Annotated in this window: 14 protein-coding genes; 6 read left to right on the top strand and 8 right to left on the bottom strand. The window is 35.5% G+C overall.

The window, feature by feature from the left end; all coding sequences use genetic code 11:
• Positions 1-80 precede the first annotated feature (80 nt).
• Together P278_RS07765 and P278_RS07760 are read right to left on the bottom strand one after the other, a co-directional pair.
• Complete coding sequence (locus P278_RS07765) at positions 81-497, bottom strand: SRPBCC family protein (RefSeq protein ID WP_038264596.1); 417 nt, start codon at positions 495-497, stop codon at positions 81-83.
• A gap of 267 nt (positions 498-764) precedes the next feature.
• Complete coding sequence (locus P278_RS07760) at positions 765-2,357, bottom strand: sulfatase family protein (RefSeq protein WP_051413470.1); 1,593 nt, start codon at positions 2,355-2,357, stop codon at positions 765-767.
• Between the two features lie 201 nt (positions 2,358-2,558).
• On the opposite strand from P278_RS07760, the gene P278_RS07755 reads away from it, so the two are divergent.
• The 4 genes from P278_RS07755 (at position 2,559) to P278_RS07740 (ending at position 6,921) form a co-directional block, all read left to right on the top strand.
• The gene (locus tag P278_RS07755) at positions 2,559-3,158 is read left to right on the top strand and encodes an SGNH/GDSL hydrolase family protein (RefSeq protein ID WP_038264593.1); all 600 of its coding nucleotides are present in this window, start codon (positions 2,559-2,561) and stop codon (positions 3,156-3,158) included.
• A gap of 368 nt (positions 3,159-3,526) precedes the next feature.
• On the top strand, positions 3,527-4,318 hold the full coding sequence (locus P278_RS07750) for a helix-turn-helix domain-containing protein (RefSeq protein ID WP_161808353.1): 792 nt from the start codon (positions 3,527-3,529) through the stop codon (positions 4,316-4,318).
• 93 nt (positions 4,319-4,411) lie between these two features.
• Positions 4,412-5,542, top strand: a complete 1,131-nt coding sequence (locus tag P278_RS07745) for a nuclear transport factor 2 family protein (protein ID WP_038264587.1) — start codon at positions 4,412-4,414, stop codon at positions 5,540-5,542.
• 251 nt (positions 5,543-5,793) lie between these two features.
• Positions 5,794-6,921, top strand: coding sequence for an LVIVD repeat-containing protein (locus P278_RS07740; RefSeq protein WP_082436109.1), 1,128 nt, complete (start codon positions 5,794-5,796; stop codon positions 6,919-6,921).
• 94 nt (positions 6,922-7,015) lie between these two features.
• Here P278_RS07740 and P278_RS07735 read toward each other — a convergent pair whose 3' ends face one another.
• A complete protein-coding gene (locus P278_RS07735; protein ID WP_316930406.1) occupies positions 7,016-7,720 on the bottom strand; it encodes a LytR/AlgR family response regulator transcription factor in 705 nt (234 codons plus the stop codon).
• Complete coding sequence (locus P278_RS07730) at positions 7,717-8,544, bottom strand: sensor histidine kinase (protein ID WP_038264580.1); 828 nt, start codon at positions 8,542-8,544, stop codon at positions 7,717-7,719. The genes P278_RS07735 and P278_RS07730 overlap by 4 nt, the downstream gene beginning before the upstream one ends.
• A 200-nt stretch (positions 8,545-8,744) precedes the next feature.
• Here P278_RS07730 and P278_RS07725 point away from each other — a divergent pair, with 200 nt between their 5' ends.
• On the top strand, positions 8,745-9,920 hold the full coding sequence (locus P278_RS07725; protein WP_038264578.1) for a metallophosphoesterase: 1,176 nt from the start codon (positions 8,745-8,747) through the stop codon (positions 9,918-9,920).
• A gap of 267 nt (positions 9,921-10,187) precedes the next feature.
• Positions 10,188-10,769 (top strand): hypothetical protein, encoded by a 582-nt coding sequence (locus P278_RS07720; RefSeq protein WP_152973909.1) that lies wholly within the window; start codon positions 10,188-10,190, stop codon positions 10,767-10,769.
• Between the two features lie 261 nt (positions 10,770-11,030).
• On the opposite strand, the gene P278_RS16595 is transcribed toward P278_RS07720, so the two are convergent.
• The 4 genes from P278_RS16595 to P278_RS07705 all read right to left on the bottom strand — a co-directional run bounded on the left by P278_RS16595 (position 11,031) and on the right by P278_RS07705 (position 14,504).
• Complete coding sequence (locus tag P278_RS16595; protein WP_161808352.1) at positions 11,031-11,195, bottom strand: hypothetical protein; 165 nt, start codon at positions 11,193-11,195, stop codon at positions 11,031-11,033.
• Positions 11,196-11,371: 176 nt separating this feature from the next.
• Positions 11,372-11,677: an HNH endonuclease gene (locus tag P278_RS07715; protein ID WP_038264572.1), complete on the bottom strand. Its 306-nt coding sequence runs from the start codon at positions 11,675-11,677 to the stop codon at positions 11,372-11,374.
• A gap of 189 nt (positions 11,678-11,866) precedes the next feature.
• Positions 11,867-12,532, bottom strand: a complete 666-nt coding sequence (locus P278_RS07710; RefSeq protein ID WP_038264569.1) for a response regulator — start codon at positions 12,530-12,532, stop codon at positions 11,867-11,869.
• A 16-nt stretch (positions 12,533-12,548) separates the two neighbouring features.
• On the bottom strand, positions 12,549-14,504 hold the full coding sequence (locus P278_RS07705) for a tetratricopeptide repeat-containing sensor histidine kinase (protein WP_038264566.1): 1,956 nt from the start codon (positions 14,502-14,504) through the stop codon (positions 12,549-12,551).
• Positions 14,505-14,797: the final 293 nt, after the last annotated feature.

The raw sequence follows: 14,797 nt of genomic DNA, 5'->3' as shown, positions 1-14,797 counted from the left end.
GTACCTAATATACAAACCTTAAGCCATATAAGTTATCAGGCTATGGATTCGGGTAACTTATTGTATGATGAAGAGTAAAATTAATGGGTTTCGGTAAATTTCTTAAAATTATTTAGGATAGCTTGCCATCCATCACGTTGCAGAGCTATAGGATTAGAAGATTCGGCATCGAAGACGGTGGTCACTTTTGTTTTTTGATGTTCAGTTTCAAATCGTGTAGTGGCTTTTCTTCCATCTGTCATGGTGTAGGTTATTGTATCATTCTTTTTAATTTCATTATAAACCGCTTCAAAATCAAAACCAAAACTTCCGTCTTTGGCTTCCATGCGGGTATAATATTTACCGCCAACTTGCAGGTTAACCTTAGCCTCCGGACAGTGCCAGCTATCCGTTGCAAAATTCCATTGCGTAATGTATTCAGGATTAGTCCAAAAGTTCCACACTTTTTCTATATCTGTATTTATTGTAGTTGATACCTTAATTTTTGTTGCTTCCATTGTGAGGTTGTTTTTTTGGTTAAGGGTTCATGATCTATCATGGTTAGAATATGGTAAAGATAGTCAGAACGAATTTATATCAACCGTGTAAATGATGTCAGAAAAGAGGGGGTTTACGTCAAGCTCATAATATTTAACGACGAGCAGATTAGGAGTAGCAATGCGATAGTTTTTTCAGAAGCACGAATAATGAATAAAAAAATCGCGAGGGAGCTATAGGGATCACCTCGCGATTATAAAAATAGAAAAACTTGGTTGATTGCTTACTTACTTACTTACTTCCGGAACTTTAGGTTCCACACCTCTTATTTTCGTGTATTCCTTAATCATTTCCTGAAGTTTTTCAGGGTTTTCTTTTGCTAAATTCTTTTGTTGTTCTAAATCTTCATTCAGATTATAAAGTTGAAAATCCGGCATAGAACCGATTTCAATATTCACGCTTTTTGCTACAAAACTTCCTTTATAAGGAGGGATCATAACCCAATTATCTTTTCTTAAAAATGTTTTTGAGCCCGCTTGTAACATCAATTTGTTTCTTCCTGTTTCAGATTTTCCTAATAGGACATCCAATAGATTTTGGCTGTCACCATAGGTTTGATCATCTCCGTTAAGAGCGGCTAATGAGGAAAGTAAATCCATTTGGCAAACTATGGCGTCAGAAACACCAGGCGTTATGGTCCCTTTCCAATAGGTGATAAACGGAACACGTGTTCCTGCTTCAAACAAACTATACTTACCTCCTCTAAGGGGACCATTAGGATCATGATCACCTAACTTTTCAACTGCATCATCATAATAACCGTCATTTAATACAGGTCCATTATCACTTGAAAATATAATTAAAGTGTTTTCCAGAACTCCTTCTTCTTCAAGGGTTTTTATAAACTCTCCAATACACCAATCTGCTTCTACAATCACATCACCTCTTGGTCCCATACCTGAACTTCCTACAAAACGAGGGTGCGGTGTTCTAGGAACATGAGGTTGTTGTAAGGCGTAATAAAGGAAGAACGGCTCATTTTTATGTTCTTTTACATAGGCCTGAGCTTTTGCCAAAAAGTGATCAGCCATATCTACATCACTCCATTTGGCAGCATCTCCACCTTTCATAAATCCAATTCTTGGAATACCATTAACGATACTGTTATTGTGTCCGTGTTCCCATTTCATGGTCAGCATTTCAGGGTTGTCTTTTCCAGTAGGTTCTCCTTCAAAATTCTTACTGTAACTAACTTCAATAGGATCTTTAGGGTCTAATCCATCTACTTTATCATTTTCAATATACACGGTTGGTACGCGATCTTGTGTAGCTGCCAGAATATACGATTCGTCAAAACCAACTTCATTTGGACCGGGTTTAATACTTTCATTCCAATTCATATTTCCGGATCCTAAGCCTAGATGCCATTTTCCAACAATACCAGTATGATATCCATGCTCTTTCAGCATTTTAGGTAAAGTATATTGAGCTGTATCAATTAATAACGGAGCACTTCCTGATAAAATACGTGCCTTTTCATTTCTCCATGGGTACACGCCGGTTAATAGCCCGAAACGGCTTGGTGTACAGGTAGCAGATGTTGCATATCCGTTAGTGAATCGGACTCCTCCCGAAGCTAAAGCATCCATATTCGGGGTTTCAATTTCGGTTGCTCCATAAGCACCAACGTCGCCATAGCCAAGATCATCCAGATATATGACAACAACATTAGGCGTCTTTTTTGTTTCACTGACAGCAGCGATATCTTTTTTCTTTTCTTCAGATTTACAAGCCAGATTGGCCAGGCAAGTTAGGGTTAATAAACCCAGGCCCAGCTTTTTAAGACCGGTTAACTTTCGAAGTTGGTTTTTCGTTTGCATTATAACGTTTATTTATGGTGTTAAGGGTTATTCCGTATCAACGGCTGCTAAATATAACAAAATGTTATGGTGTATCCGACTGATACCAACCAGTTTGTGTTTCTTTCAAATATCAATTTAAAAGTCATATGATCTCTTAGAAATTTTCTTTTAATTTTAAGCATTGAAACTAACTTTTAAAAAACAAACATAATAATATTAATGAAACATATAATTTGCTTTGGAGATAGTATTACCAGAGGCGAAAACGACCGAGAAAGAGGAGGTTGGGCAGATCGATTGAAATCATTTTATATGGAACAATTCCTGTACGAAAAGGATAATGAAGTATGCGTGTTCAATATGGGAATAGGTGGTGAAACTACAGTGGGGTTGTCTAACAGATTTAGGCAAGAATTGGATGCTCGTCTTCTTGAAGAAGAGACGAATCTTGTAACCTTGGGTTATGGAGCTAATGATATTGCTTTGGTTGGCGATAAGCATCAGGTAAGTATCGAAGAATATACAGCTAATCTGGCTCAATGCATCGACTATGCTCATGCTAAAAATGCCAGGGTCTATTTATTGAGTATCATTCCAGTTATAACTGACTTAAACACAGGAAAACCTCGTATGCTGAAAGATATTATTCTTTATAATAAATTACTTCAAAGGCTAGCTAAGGAAAAAAATGTAACCTATGTGGATCTCCACAGTTTGTTTGAAGCAGATACTGCATCGTACTTTACTTTCGACGGTGTACATCCAAATGCTGAGGGGCATTCATTGATTTATGAGCATTTAAAATCGATTTTAGTGTAATTGGAAGGACGAATAACCGGTGATCAATTGAATTCAGAATGAATATATTTAAAAATTGAGTTTAGCGAAACCGGGTTATACAAATAAAGTTTTATTTTTATGTAATGATGCTCGACAATCAATTTATATTTTTTTTTAGTGCTCTGGGAGCTTTTAATAGTTTGTTATTAAGCATTTATTTTTTCATTTTCGGGAAACCCAGGCAGGTATCAAATTATTTTCTTGGGGGGCTATTATTTGTTTTAAGTATTCGCATCTGGAAATCAGTTTTCTTTTATTTCAATCCCGAACTATCTAAAGTTTACTTACAAATCGGATTATCCGCGTGTTTTTTGATTGGACCGTTTTTGTATTTATATGTTAAAGCAATGGTTTCTCCAATAAAATCAATAGGTTTCAAAGATTTACTATTGCTTGGTTTGTTAGCTATTTTTATAACTGTAATTGGAGTTTTATATCCGTATGGGTCATATCCTGAGTTATGGGGTGGTTATTTTTATAAAGCTATTAATTATCAGTGGTTCCTATTCATTGTGGCATCCGTTTTTTTGTTTAGAAACCAATTTTCAAAACTTATTAAAAAAGAATTAAGTTATCAGGAGGTTTGGGTAGTAAGTGTGATATCTGGAGTCTTTATAATCTGGGTTGCCTACTATACCTCGTATTATACTTCCTATATTATAGGAGCCATTTCTTTCTCATTTGTATTATACTTATCAATCTTACTTATTTATAACAAACGAAAAAAAAGCTTTAAACTGGAAGAAAAGAAAGAGAAATATGCCAATCAAAAAATTGATGAAGAAACGGCAAATAAGCTCATTAATGAGATTGATGCGGTTTTGAGAACGGAAGCTTTATATAGAAACTCTAATTTAACCTTAGTACAATTAGCAAAAAAGCTTCATATGCGTCCGCATATAATATCACAGGTGGTTAATGACCATTTAAAAACTAATTTCCCGTTATTTATTAATTCTTATCGTATCGATGAGGCCAAGCAGCGATTACAAACTTCACCTAATTTAAAGATGGAAATTATTGCTGAGGAATGTGGGTTTAATTCAACGAGTACATTTTATGCCGCTTTTAAAAAGCTGGAGCAAACCACCCCTGCTAAATATGCTAAATCACAGTTGATTAAGACTCCTGATGTATAATATAAGAGTCTTAACTTATACATCTTTAAGGGGTTAATTTTTGGTAGTCTGTATTATTGTGGAATCTTAAAAATCCATTAAAAGCAGACAATTATGCAACGTTATTTATTTTTATTCATTAGTATTTTATTAAACAATTTTTCGTTTTCACAGGTAACAGATGAGGGAATCCTAAAGGCCTTGAACAATTATATTGAAGGCACCTCTTATAATTTACCCGGAAAAATTGAAAAGGCCTTTTATTCTGAAGCAGACCTGTTTCTGCAGAAAAAGGAGCAAGAGATATGGAAAGTGCCTTCGAAAGATTATATAAGCTGGTTTAGTAAAGGGCCGGAGGGAAGTTTTAACGGACGTGTAGGTCGTATTTTATTTGTAGAGCAGTCTAATGACATTGCCATCGCTAAAGCTGAAATTTTAATTCCAAATCGCAATGTTCGTTATATAGATCTATTTCTGCTTAAACGTGTTTCCGGCCAATGGAAGATTATCAGCAAATCAGCCACCGCTTCCAATACACATCATACCTCAAAGAAGGTGTTGTTTATCGTTTCTAATGCACATTATTACGGCACTTCAGATCTGACCACAGGTAACAGTTTTTCTGAGATAGTAATAGCATATGATACCTTCATTAACGCGGGGTTTACTGTAGATTTTGTGAGTCCGGATGGAGGGAGTATACCATTAGCATATATCAACACTTCTCATGCCTTACATAAAAAGTACATTTATGATATGGATTTAATGTATGCTCTAAAGAATACTAAAACACCGGAAATGATAAATCCGGAATCGTACAGTGCCGTTCAGTATATAGGAGGAGGTAGTGCTATGTTTGGCGTACCGGAAGATAAAAATATCCAAAAGATGGTGATGACTATCTATGAAAAACATGGAGGAATTGTATCATCTATATGTCATGGAACTGCAGGGATTGTTTATTTAAAAACCAGTGATGGTCAGTATTTAGTAAAGGGAAAGGCCGTTAATGGATATCCGGAGGATTATGAACGTAAGGAAGCGGCTTATTTTAAACAGTTCCCCTTTTTAATTAGAGAAACTATTGAGCAGCATGGTGGAAATTTCAAATATTCTCCAAGGAACTCGGTGCATGTTGAAGTTGATGGACGTATAATTACCGGTCAAAATCACCTTTCTTCCAAAGCAGTATCTGAAAAAATTATTGAGATTCTTGCGAAGAAGGAAGCGGGCAGCGGAAGGTAGAATTTAAAGTCTTAATTTTTATTTATAAAATTTTCTCTTTCCTTTTTTTATAGGAAAAGTACATATTATAATGGGAGGACCTCTGTCAGCATAATCTCAAGTTCTCCCTATTTCCTTTTACATATTATTCGCGTATCTTTAAGATTGACATTAAACGTTATTGAAAACCTAAACGAAGAACGTAAATAAAAGCATTGTTTATTAGCAGTCATTATAGAAGTGAGCAGTTAATGGAAATAGTTTGATGTGTTATGATGATATCTGCAAAATGGGAGCTGGTGTTTTTTATTGGAATGTTGGCATGCCTGATGTCTTGCTCAAATGATGACGATTCCAATGATTCTTCAAATGGAGGTACCGATGATCCTATTGAAGACCCTGTACCTAATGAATCGCTTCCTGATCTGACTTTCCTTTCACAGACAGATATTCCGGGAAACAGCCTTGATCTTTGGGGATTTACCAAAAATGGCGAGGAGCATGTTGTCATAACCGGTACGCAAAATACAGCCATTGTAAATATAGAAGATCCATCAGATCCTGAAGAGGTTTCTATAATTTCTTCTGCCGGATTCGACGTTAAGGTTTGGGAGAACTATTTATATATAGCTGAGGGTGGACATCTTGAAGGAGATCCTCCTAGTACAATCTATAATATTTCGAACCTCGAATCTCCTGTTTTAGTAGGAACATTTCCTGCGGTTCATAATATATTTATTGATGATTTCGGGTATTTATATGTATCCGGCTATCATCCGAATTCGTCCATAACTGGTTCCGAAGGACTTAATATGAGTATTTACGACCTCAATAATACCCCGGAAACTCCTGAACTTATATGGACAGCACCTGGTCAACCATCTGTTCCTGTTCATGATATGGCAGTAATAAATAATACGCTTTATGCTTTTGATATCGAATTACATAAGGTGGATATCTATGATGTGACTGATCGGAAAGCTCCTGTACTATTAGGGACTTATCAATTTACTGATGAGAGTAATGTTCATAGTGGATGGCCTTCTACATCCGAACAATACTTGTATGTCTGTCTGGAGGAAGCTGCCGGAGATGAAGATATTATAATACTGAATATATCAGATCCAACAGATATAAGTATTTCAGGGGCAATTCACGATACCGCGTTTACGGTTCATAATTTATACGTAATAGGAAACCTGGCTTACACTTCTTTTTACAGAGCAGGTTTGCGGGTGTATGATATTACCAATCCTACAGATCCTATTTTGTATTATGAATTTGATACAAATAATGCTACTTCAACGACAGGCGCTTTTGGGGTTTATCCATTTTCCGAATCAGGTTATATAAGTGTGAGTGATGTGGAATTTGGCTTGTATGTTTTTAAGGCTGAATAATACCTGGATTGACATTGTGATAATATCAGATTATCTATGTCTTTTGTGAAGTTATGACGAAAATGTAAGAGGTAGCGAGTGGTTAAAGGGTGAATTAGGAATCGCCTAACCACTGAATTACATTGTTTTTATATATTTTCCCAATGGGAATGGTGTATTGTGCAATCGTAATTCTATTCCCTTCAATAGTTTTTATATGTATTTTAGAAACCACAAATGATCTGTGAACCCTTACAAAATCTGTCAAGGGTAATATGGCTAATAACTCAGATAATTTTTCTCGAATGCTCATAGTATCGTCTAAAGTAACGATCTTGGTATAATTGCCGGCACTTTCAAGGTACAGTATCTTATCTGTGCTTAGTTGCACATACTTTTTATTACATTTTAAAAAGATACGATTGGAAGTTGTCGATGTAATTTTACTGTATGCGAATGACTCCTTAGCGGTATCAAAGGTGTTATGAACGGCTTTTAAAAAACGTTCAAAACTAAAGGGCTTGAGCAGGTAATCGGATATATTGAGTTCATAGCCTTCAAGGGCAAACTCTTTATAGGCTGTAGTAACTATAACATTTGGTGGATTTCTTAAGGTTTTCAATAGATCGAACCCCTTGAGTTTGGGCATGTTAATATCAAGAAAAATAAGGTCAACTCTACGATTTTGTAAAAAATTAAATGCCTCTAAAGCATCATAACAATGCTTTTGAAGCTTCATATTGGGAAGTCTGTCACAGTAATCTTTAATGATATCGTGAGCTATATGTTCGTCATCTACTATTATATAATTAATTATCATTGCTTAATGATTAATTGAGCTTTGTATATGCCATTATTTGCTTTAAGTATCAAATCGTGTTGGTCAGGATAGACCAGTTGAAGGCGACGTTTAAGGTTTTTGATTCCAATCCCTGTTTTTGTAGTAGCCTCCAATGTATCATAGTTATTTAAAACTGAGAAATGAATCCTATCCTGTTTGGTTTGTAAATGGATATGAACAAAAGCCTCTGAACCGAGATTTTCGACTCCATGCTTAAAGGCATTTTCAACAAGAATAATTAGTAACAAGGGCATTATAGGATAGTTATCATCGATATCAGCAGAAAGTTTCACATCGATCTCCTTGTGATATCTCGCTTTGTTAAGAGCAATATAGTTTTTTATATAAGTGATTTCATCAACCATAGGAACATACGAAGCCTGACCCTCATAAATACTATACCGCATCATATCAGAAAGTTTAAGAATCATGTTTTGGGCTTTGGCAGGATCTTTCCCTGCCAAACCATAAAGATTATTCAGGGTATTGAAGAAAAAATGCGGGTTCACCTGACTTTTCAAGTGGAGTAACTCTGTTTGTGCCTTTTCGTGTTTTAATCGCATTAAAGCCTTTAACTGTTTAATGAGCCAAATGATACCGAAAGTAAAAACGGTAAGCATCAAGAGTGCATAATATATTATCGCGAATACCCCTGCCAATGGATGAAAGTTCCCCAGGAAGATCACTGAATCTTTTTGCGTGGTTATCAGCTCATAGGCTGTAATAAAAACTGGTATGGCAGCCGTTATTGCGATAAATAGTTTTAAAGGAAGCCATTTGTTGGTATTTAGCTTTAGGATCATTGTATAAAAGTAAACTGAACTCTTAAATCTACCAAAGAAGTTGATAAACAACCAGGATGCCGGGCTGAAATTATAAGTAACAGGGACGAATATTCTTTGTATATAGTGATTGTTTTTCCATGGTGACTTTAGGTGTGTTTATCACAATTAGTTTCAGGAGGTATTATTAGCATTTAGGTTTGTCAAAAAATTTTATACATATGAAAAAACAAATTTGGCGCTACTTTAAGCACATCGGGATTACCTTTTTACTATTATTTATAATTGCTGTTATTTTTGGACTTTCTATCGGGGCGGGATTGCATTATGGGGACGACCCAAAACGTCTTATTCTGGAAAAAGAAGGACCTTATGTTTTTTACAAGAACGATAGTGTTTTACAAGTTTCCTATTTAAAAGGGAATAAAGACGATGGCTTTTACACCGAGCAAAACGATTATCCAATTCATTCATTTATTAATGCATGCTGTTATATTCCGTTAGATGATACCTCTTTTGATTTTACTATTGACCCTACTATTGAAATTCCTGATGCAATTTATGCTGATGGAGAGCCTATTGTTGCTGTTTCTGATATAGAAAGTGGTTACAGGGCTTTTCGTGATTTCCTTATCAATTCTCATGTGATTGATGCCGATCTTCACTGGAACTTTGGCAGGGGACATTTAGTTTTAGTTGGGGATTTTGTAGATCGGGGATTTTCAACCACGCAGGTATTGTGGTTTATATATAAGCTGGAACAAGATGCTGAAAAACATGGCGGAACCGTTCATTATATACTTGGAAACCATGAACTAAAGGTTATGCAAGGCATGTATGAGGCTTCTTCCTTAAAGTATCATGCCATAGCAGCCATTCTCGGTAAGCAACAACACCAACTCTACGATCATCAAGCCTTTTTAGGGCGTTGGTTAGGTAGTAAAAATGCAATTGAACGGATTAACGGAATACTTTTTACCCATGGTGGATTGCATCCGGAAATAGCGAACACCGGATTAGATTTGAAATCAATGAATGATTTGGTACGAGGTAATTACAGAAATATCTATTATCCTAAACCCTCAAAGTCGAATGCGACTTTATTAAATTCGAATAGAACCGGAATTAGCTGGTACCGAGGCTATTTTAAAGAGGACCTGCAACAGGAACAAGTTGATAAAACTCTGGAGCTTTTAAATGCTAATGCGGTAGTGGTAGGACATACCCTCCAGTCTAAGGTGAATCGTCAGTATAATGGTAAAGTAATTGCAATTGATGTAAAGCATCCAAAAGATTATCAGAAGTATTGGCCCGTAACCCATTCTGAGGGTTTATTAATTCAGGATGGTGTGTATTATCGATTATATGATAATGGAAAGAGAAAAGAAGAGTTTTAAAAATACTCAGTTTTAGTTTTTCAAGGTGAAAGAAATATTGGAGTATATAATAATTACAGTGGCTTTTCCAGAGTTATCCTTGTTTGTATATTATTTAATGATTGTGTCAGGAAGAAAAAAAGGATGATGCAAATGACGTTACTCGATTTAAGTGTTTTCTAATTATATGTTTTCATATGATTATAAATTGCCAGGTTTTTTCATTTAATTGACTTTGAACTTGTCTTGAGGAAGTTTACTTTAGATGCCGAAAAACCAAACTATGCCATGAGAAAAACTTTACTTATACTTTTAGCTACCTTATTATATGGAGGAAATTTTTACGGACAAACCAAGGTAGATGATTTAGTTTCTATTGAATTTCCCGGAACTGTTCTTCGAAACGATACCACTCAGTATAAGCCCAAGGTACTTAAAGTTTATACAAAAAAGGGTGATGAGCTATATTTGCTGCAGCGCCTGGCGATATATCGGGAAGAGGACCTTAAACGATTGCCAGCTTCCGCAAAGCAACTTGATGATTTTTATAAAGAAATTTTGGCGGGGCTTATTAAGGGCATGGAACGAAATGGGTATTTGTTCAGAGATTCCACTCAAATAAAACAAGGAGAATTTAAGGCTTATTCGTTGACTTACGAAGACCTTAAATCAGGTAAGAAATGTGCCGAATCGAAGGTGATTTTGTTAAATAAAAGTATTTATAGTGCTACTTATGCAAGTAGAGAGCATTTCGATTTCTTTAATAAGGACAACTTTTTAAGTTCATTAACTATTGATATGACCAAAAATCCTCAACAAATAGTTGAGGGAAGCTTACCTACAAGTGCGGTGGTAGGTGACTCAGTTTAAAACCCGTCTTCTGCATATAAAATGGGGTACAAGTTTGGAAGGATTCTCGGAAAAGCCTTCTTTTTTGTACTTATAATAGCCATTGTTCTGTTCATCGTGATTAAGGTATTCAGAACGAAAAAGATTTAATTGTATTCCAAATCAGCTCTGTTTCAGGAATTCGGGATATACAATCAAATGTATGAGCTTACAGAAGCTATGGTTAAATGAGTAAAATTAGGTGGCTTGACAGTAACATAGCCACCTTGCTATTAATCAACACTATACTGCTAGTGCATGCACACATATTTGTGCGTCTTTGAATTGCGATTTTATTTGTTTTGCCTCTTCGAATGGAATGAGTCCGCTGAGTTTCTTTTTTGTTTTAACTCTGAAAAGAAAAAGAATTTTCCTTTCAACAGCAGTATATACATAACAAATAGCCATAATAATTAGATTTAATTGGTTTTTAATCAAATAGCCTAATTAGGTGGCATGGTCTATCGGGATACTCAAAAATATGAAGTTGTCATTTTTATTTCTTACGGCAACCCGTAAATAGATAAGGTATTGGCCGACAAAATTGCGGATTTAATTACTTTTTATGGTTGGATAGATTGGTATTAGAATCTTGTTATTTCTTGAACCTTTTCAATTTCATCAGACTCTGTAGGTATCCATTGTACGGCATGTAAATTGTTTATACTATCAGTACCACCCTGTGAGATGGGTACAATATGTTCAATGTACCATCCGGTTCCATTCGGGGAATTTTTACCAAACCTTTTCCATTCAATTACTGCTCCATAAGCATCTAAGCGAACGAAATTTGGGTTGGTTCCTTCTATTTTTTTAGCTTTTTGCCAAACGGCAATACGGGTTTCCAATGACCATGGATTTCCGTATGTATTGGTATTGTTTGGTTGCATAAAAACGGGATTTTTATTGAATTTAATAGGGTGAATAGACGAACAGGGAAACATGAGCTATGTAAGAAGTCTTTCATTCACCACACTTTTTAATGATTGATGAGACAAAAATCGTTTTAAAACTCATTTTTTACTTACGGAAAACCGTAGTCAGCAAATTTTTAAGATGAAAAAGTATAAAGTTGGTTTTTAAATAAGTCCGAGGTCTTTTACAATAGCCACCAGATGGGTAGAATTTTTAGCTTTAAAATATATTTTTAGCTTATTCAGGCGTTTTTCTATACTACTTAAGCTTGCTGGAAAAACACCTTCAGCTTTAAATTTCTTGGCTATTTCATCTTGTAATAAGCCATTGGCTAGCTCATTGATTAATCGGATATCATAATCGTCTATTTCCATAACAGGGGTACCCTTGATTGCATAATCGAGGGAATGGGAAAGATAGTACTCGTTTTTGTAGACGGTTTCTATGGCCTTATTTATTTCTATGGCACTTTCTCTCCCTTTGCATACATAACCGTGTATTCCGGGTTCATTGAAAAAGTTTTTTATTTTCAGCGGTCGATCTTCGATGGAGTACATGATGATTTTGGTTGGAGGATGTAATTTTAAGACTTCCCTGGCCAGTTCATCCCCTGAGCATATGTTGCAGTTCCTATGGTCTGGTTTAAATGACAGGTCAGTAATTAGTAAATCATAGGGGAGCGCCTCCAATAATGCTTTTTTAACCTTTAGAATGGCATCATCACAATATTTAACATGTGCTATTTCAAAATCAAAACTCTTTTTTAAATTGGTTACGATTCCTAAGTTGATACTATCAATATCTTCCGCTATGAGTACTTTCCTGAACATCTTTAAAGTTGTTTTCTTAGAAGGGGATTTCTATGATTATTACTAATCCCTGAGTAGATGAATTAGCAAAAGTAACGGTTCCATTAGCAGCTTCTATACGGTTTTCCACATTTTTTAATCCTCCAGCTCGAGGCGTTATAGAGAGGTCTAATCCAATACCATTATCAGAATATTTAACAGTTAACAGGTTTGGATCTGATTCGAACATCAGGGCAACCAATGTTGCCTGACTATGTTTTTTCATATTGACCATTAACTCTTGTACACATCGATATATAGCCACCTTTTTTGAGTGGTTTAGACGTCTCCAGGGGATAGTATCAATATTCCGTATGATGACATTTGCATGTTCAGAGTGGTAGGAGGCTAGCATGTCTTTAAGTCCCACAGCGAAATTAGTTCCGGTATCAATGTCACCATACTCTTTAGAAATATCTCTTGTTTTATGGTATAGTTTATCCAGTTGATTTTCGAGTTGTTCTAAAACAGGTGAGACCTTCGGTTCATTCTGTAACGAGGTAAGGGTATGGAATACATCATTCGCAACTTCATCGTGTACGCGTTTCGAAATTAAACGCTCAGTTTCATAGGTTGCTAACTCTTTTTCTCGCTGATGTTTGTTTTTTATAAGATGATACCTCCAAATTACTGCCCCGATTACAATGATGAGTATAAGGCCTAAAGCAATATTTCTGGTTTTTACCTTGCTTATTTCCAAGGCGTTCAGTTGGGCATTTGATTTTAGTAGTGCATTTTCATTGCGGTTCCTTTCCGTGTCATAAATTATTTTAGCATAACTGATATTGGCCTGTTCTCTCGCTTTATGGAGACTATCGCTTAGGCGATGGTACTTCAGTGCATATTGACGAGGCGTTTCAGAGGTGGCTATGATCATTGAAAGGGCCAGAAGTTGGTCGTCTACATTTTGGTATGTTTTGGCCGTTTCATATGCTTTTTGCGCCATTTTAAATGCCATTCGGTTATTTTTATCCGCATAGTGTTCAGCTAAATGAATATAACTTGCATTAAGGTTTTCCGGTACGTTCTTCTGTTTTCTTAATTCCAATGCCTCCAGAAGGTATTTTTCAGCATCAATATGACCTAATTTACTTTTGGCAAAGGCCCAATTGTCAATAACTCGTGCGTTTAAGGTTATGTTCTTGGGATTACGTAATAGGGTATCGTAGACTATGGACGACAGGGTATTGAATGCTTTGGTAAAATGCTCTTGCTTCAAATATACCACGGCCATATTGTTCTTAATAGATATAACGCTCAAAGAGTCTTTAGCAATGCTCAGAGCTCGATTATACCAATATAAAGCTTCCTTGTATTGTCCTTTATTCTTGGAAATAATCGCCAGATGATTTTTTAAATTTATGTAAAGTTTATTGGCGGTCTTTTTATTGAGATACTTTAAGCCGTCGATGGCGGTCTTTTCTGCCACCTGATAATTCGCCTTATCGTTTAATATTTTTACCAAATCCAATGACCTTTTGGCCACATTCAGGCTATCATTTAAATACTTGTAAAGTTGCACTGCCTGATAATAATTGCCGATTGCACTATCTATCTGATTGTCTTTTTTAAAATAGAATCCCTTTAAATACTTTATATAGGCAATATTAGCAGTATCCTTTGCTCTGGTATAATCGTTTAATAATATATCAGAATAATGAAATGTACTGTCTAAGGGGCGTTTCCTACCTAAAAGTACGATACGCTGTCGAAGTAAGTTCTGATATATTTCAGGAACATTTTTGGATTTGGCAAGCTGCAATGCTGTATTGTTTTTAGACAAAGCCATATCGATCAACTTTTTCTCTTTTAATTGCTCAACGCTATCATACAGCGAATCGATTTGATTCAGAAAGGTATCATTTTCTGATGGGTGATCTTTTTGGTTATTGCATGAGACGGTTCCAAGTATAATGATAAGAATAAAGAAGTATATGGCTTTTGGTGTAGTCATTATGCAAAATTAAAAATTTACAGCGGGTCGTTTCAAGTGGTTGGGTGTTTTTCAGAAGGCTAAATTTCCAAAAAATCTGTAGCTAAATTTTGGCTTTATTAAAGTTGTAAAGTTATAAGCTGAATTAAATTTTGTCTTTAAATAGATATCTCAATAGCATGTTTACATATCATTATCCCATGGCAAATTTATGTCATAGTTGGTTGGTTTTATATGCGTCAAATATAAGGAAAAATCTTATTTGATTAGTAGCGATTATGTAGGTTTATGCACCTTGAAGGTGCTTTTGTTCA

It is taken from the genome of Zhouia amylolytica AD3 (assembly GCF_000511935.2).
GTDB classification, from domain to species: Bacteria; Bacteroidota; Bacteroidia; order Flavobacteriales; family Flavobacteriaceae; genus Zhouia; species Zhouia amylolytica.
Note: the sequence above shows the minus strand (reverse complement) of the source record. Positions and strands in the feature narration are given on the sequence as shown.

Bases quoted from the DNA above. Each gene is read 5' to 3' on its own strand.
- P278_RS07750 (WP_161808353.1), top strand. From the start codon at position 3,527: ATGGTTTCTCCAATAAAATCAATAGGTTTCAAAGATTTACTATTGCTT.
- P278_RS07715 (WP_038264572.1), bottom strand. From the start codon at position 11,677: ATGCAACCAAACAATACCAATACATACGGAAATCCATGGTCATTGGAA.
- P278_RS07710 (WP_038264569.1), bottom strand. From the start codon at position 12,532: ATGTTCAGGAAAGTACTCATAGCGGAAGATATTGATAGTATCAACTTA.
- P278_RS16595 (WP_161808352.1), bottom strand. From the start codon at position 11,195: ATGGCTATTTGTTATGTATATACTGCTGTTGAAAGGAAAATTCTTTTT.
- P278_RS07720 (WP_152973909.1), top strand. From the start codon at position 10,188: ATGAGAAAAACTTTACTTATACTTTTAGCTACCTTATTATATGGAGGA.
- P278_RS07745 (WP_038264587.1), top strand. From the start codon at position 4,412: ATGCAACGTTATTTATTTTTATTCATTAGTATTTTATTAAACAATTTT.
- P278_RS07735 (WP_316930406.1), bottom strand. From the start codon at position 7,720: ATGATAATTAATTATATAATAGTAGATGACGAACATATAGCTCACGAT.
- P278_RS07705 (WP_038264566.1), bottom strand. From the start codon at position 14,504: ATGACTACACCAAAAGCCATATACTTCTTTATTCTTATCATTATACTT.
- P278_RS07760 (WP_051413470.1), bottom strand. From the start codon at position 2,357: ATGCAAACGAAAAACCAACTTCGAAAGTTAACCGGTCTTAAAAAGCTG.
- P278_RS07755 (WP_038264593.1), top strand. From the start codon at position 2,559: ATGAAACATATAATTTGCTTTGGAGATAGTATTACCAGAGGCGAAAAC.
- P278_RS07725 (WP_038264578.1), top strand. From the start codon at position 8,745: ATGAAAAAACAAATTTGGCGCTACTTTAAGCACATCGGGATTACCTTT.
- P278_RS07740 (WP_082436109.1), top strand. From the start codon at position 5,794: ATGATGATATCTGCAAAATGGGAGCTGGTGTTTTTTATTGGAATGTTG.
- P278_RS07765 (WP_038264596.1), bottom strand. From the start codon at position 497: ATGGAAGCAACAAAAATTAAGGTATCAACTACAATAAATACAGATATA.
- P278_RS07730 (WP_038264580.1), bottom strand. From the start codon at position 8,544: ATGATCCTAAAGCTAAATACCAACAAATGGCTTCCTTTAAAACTATTT.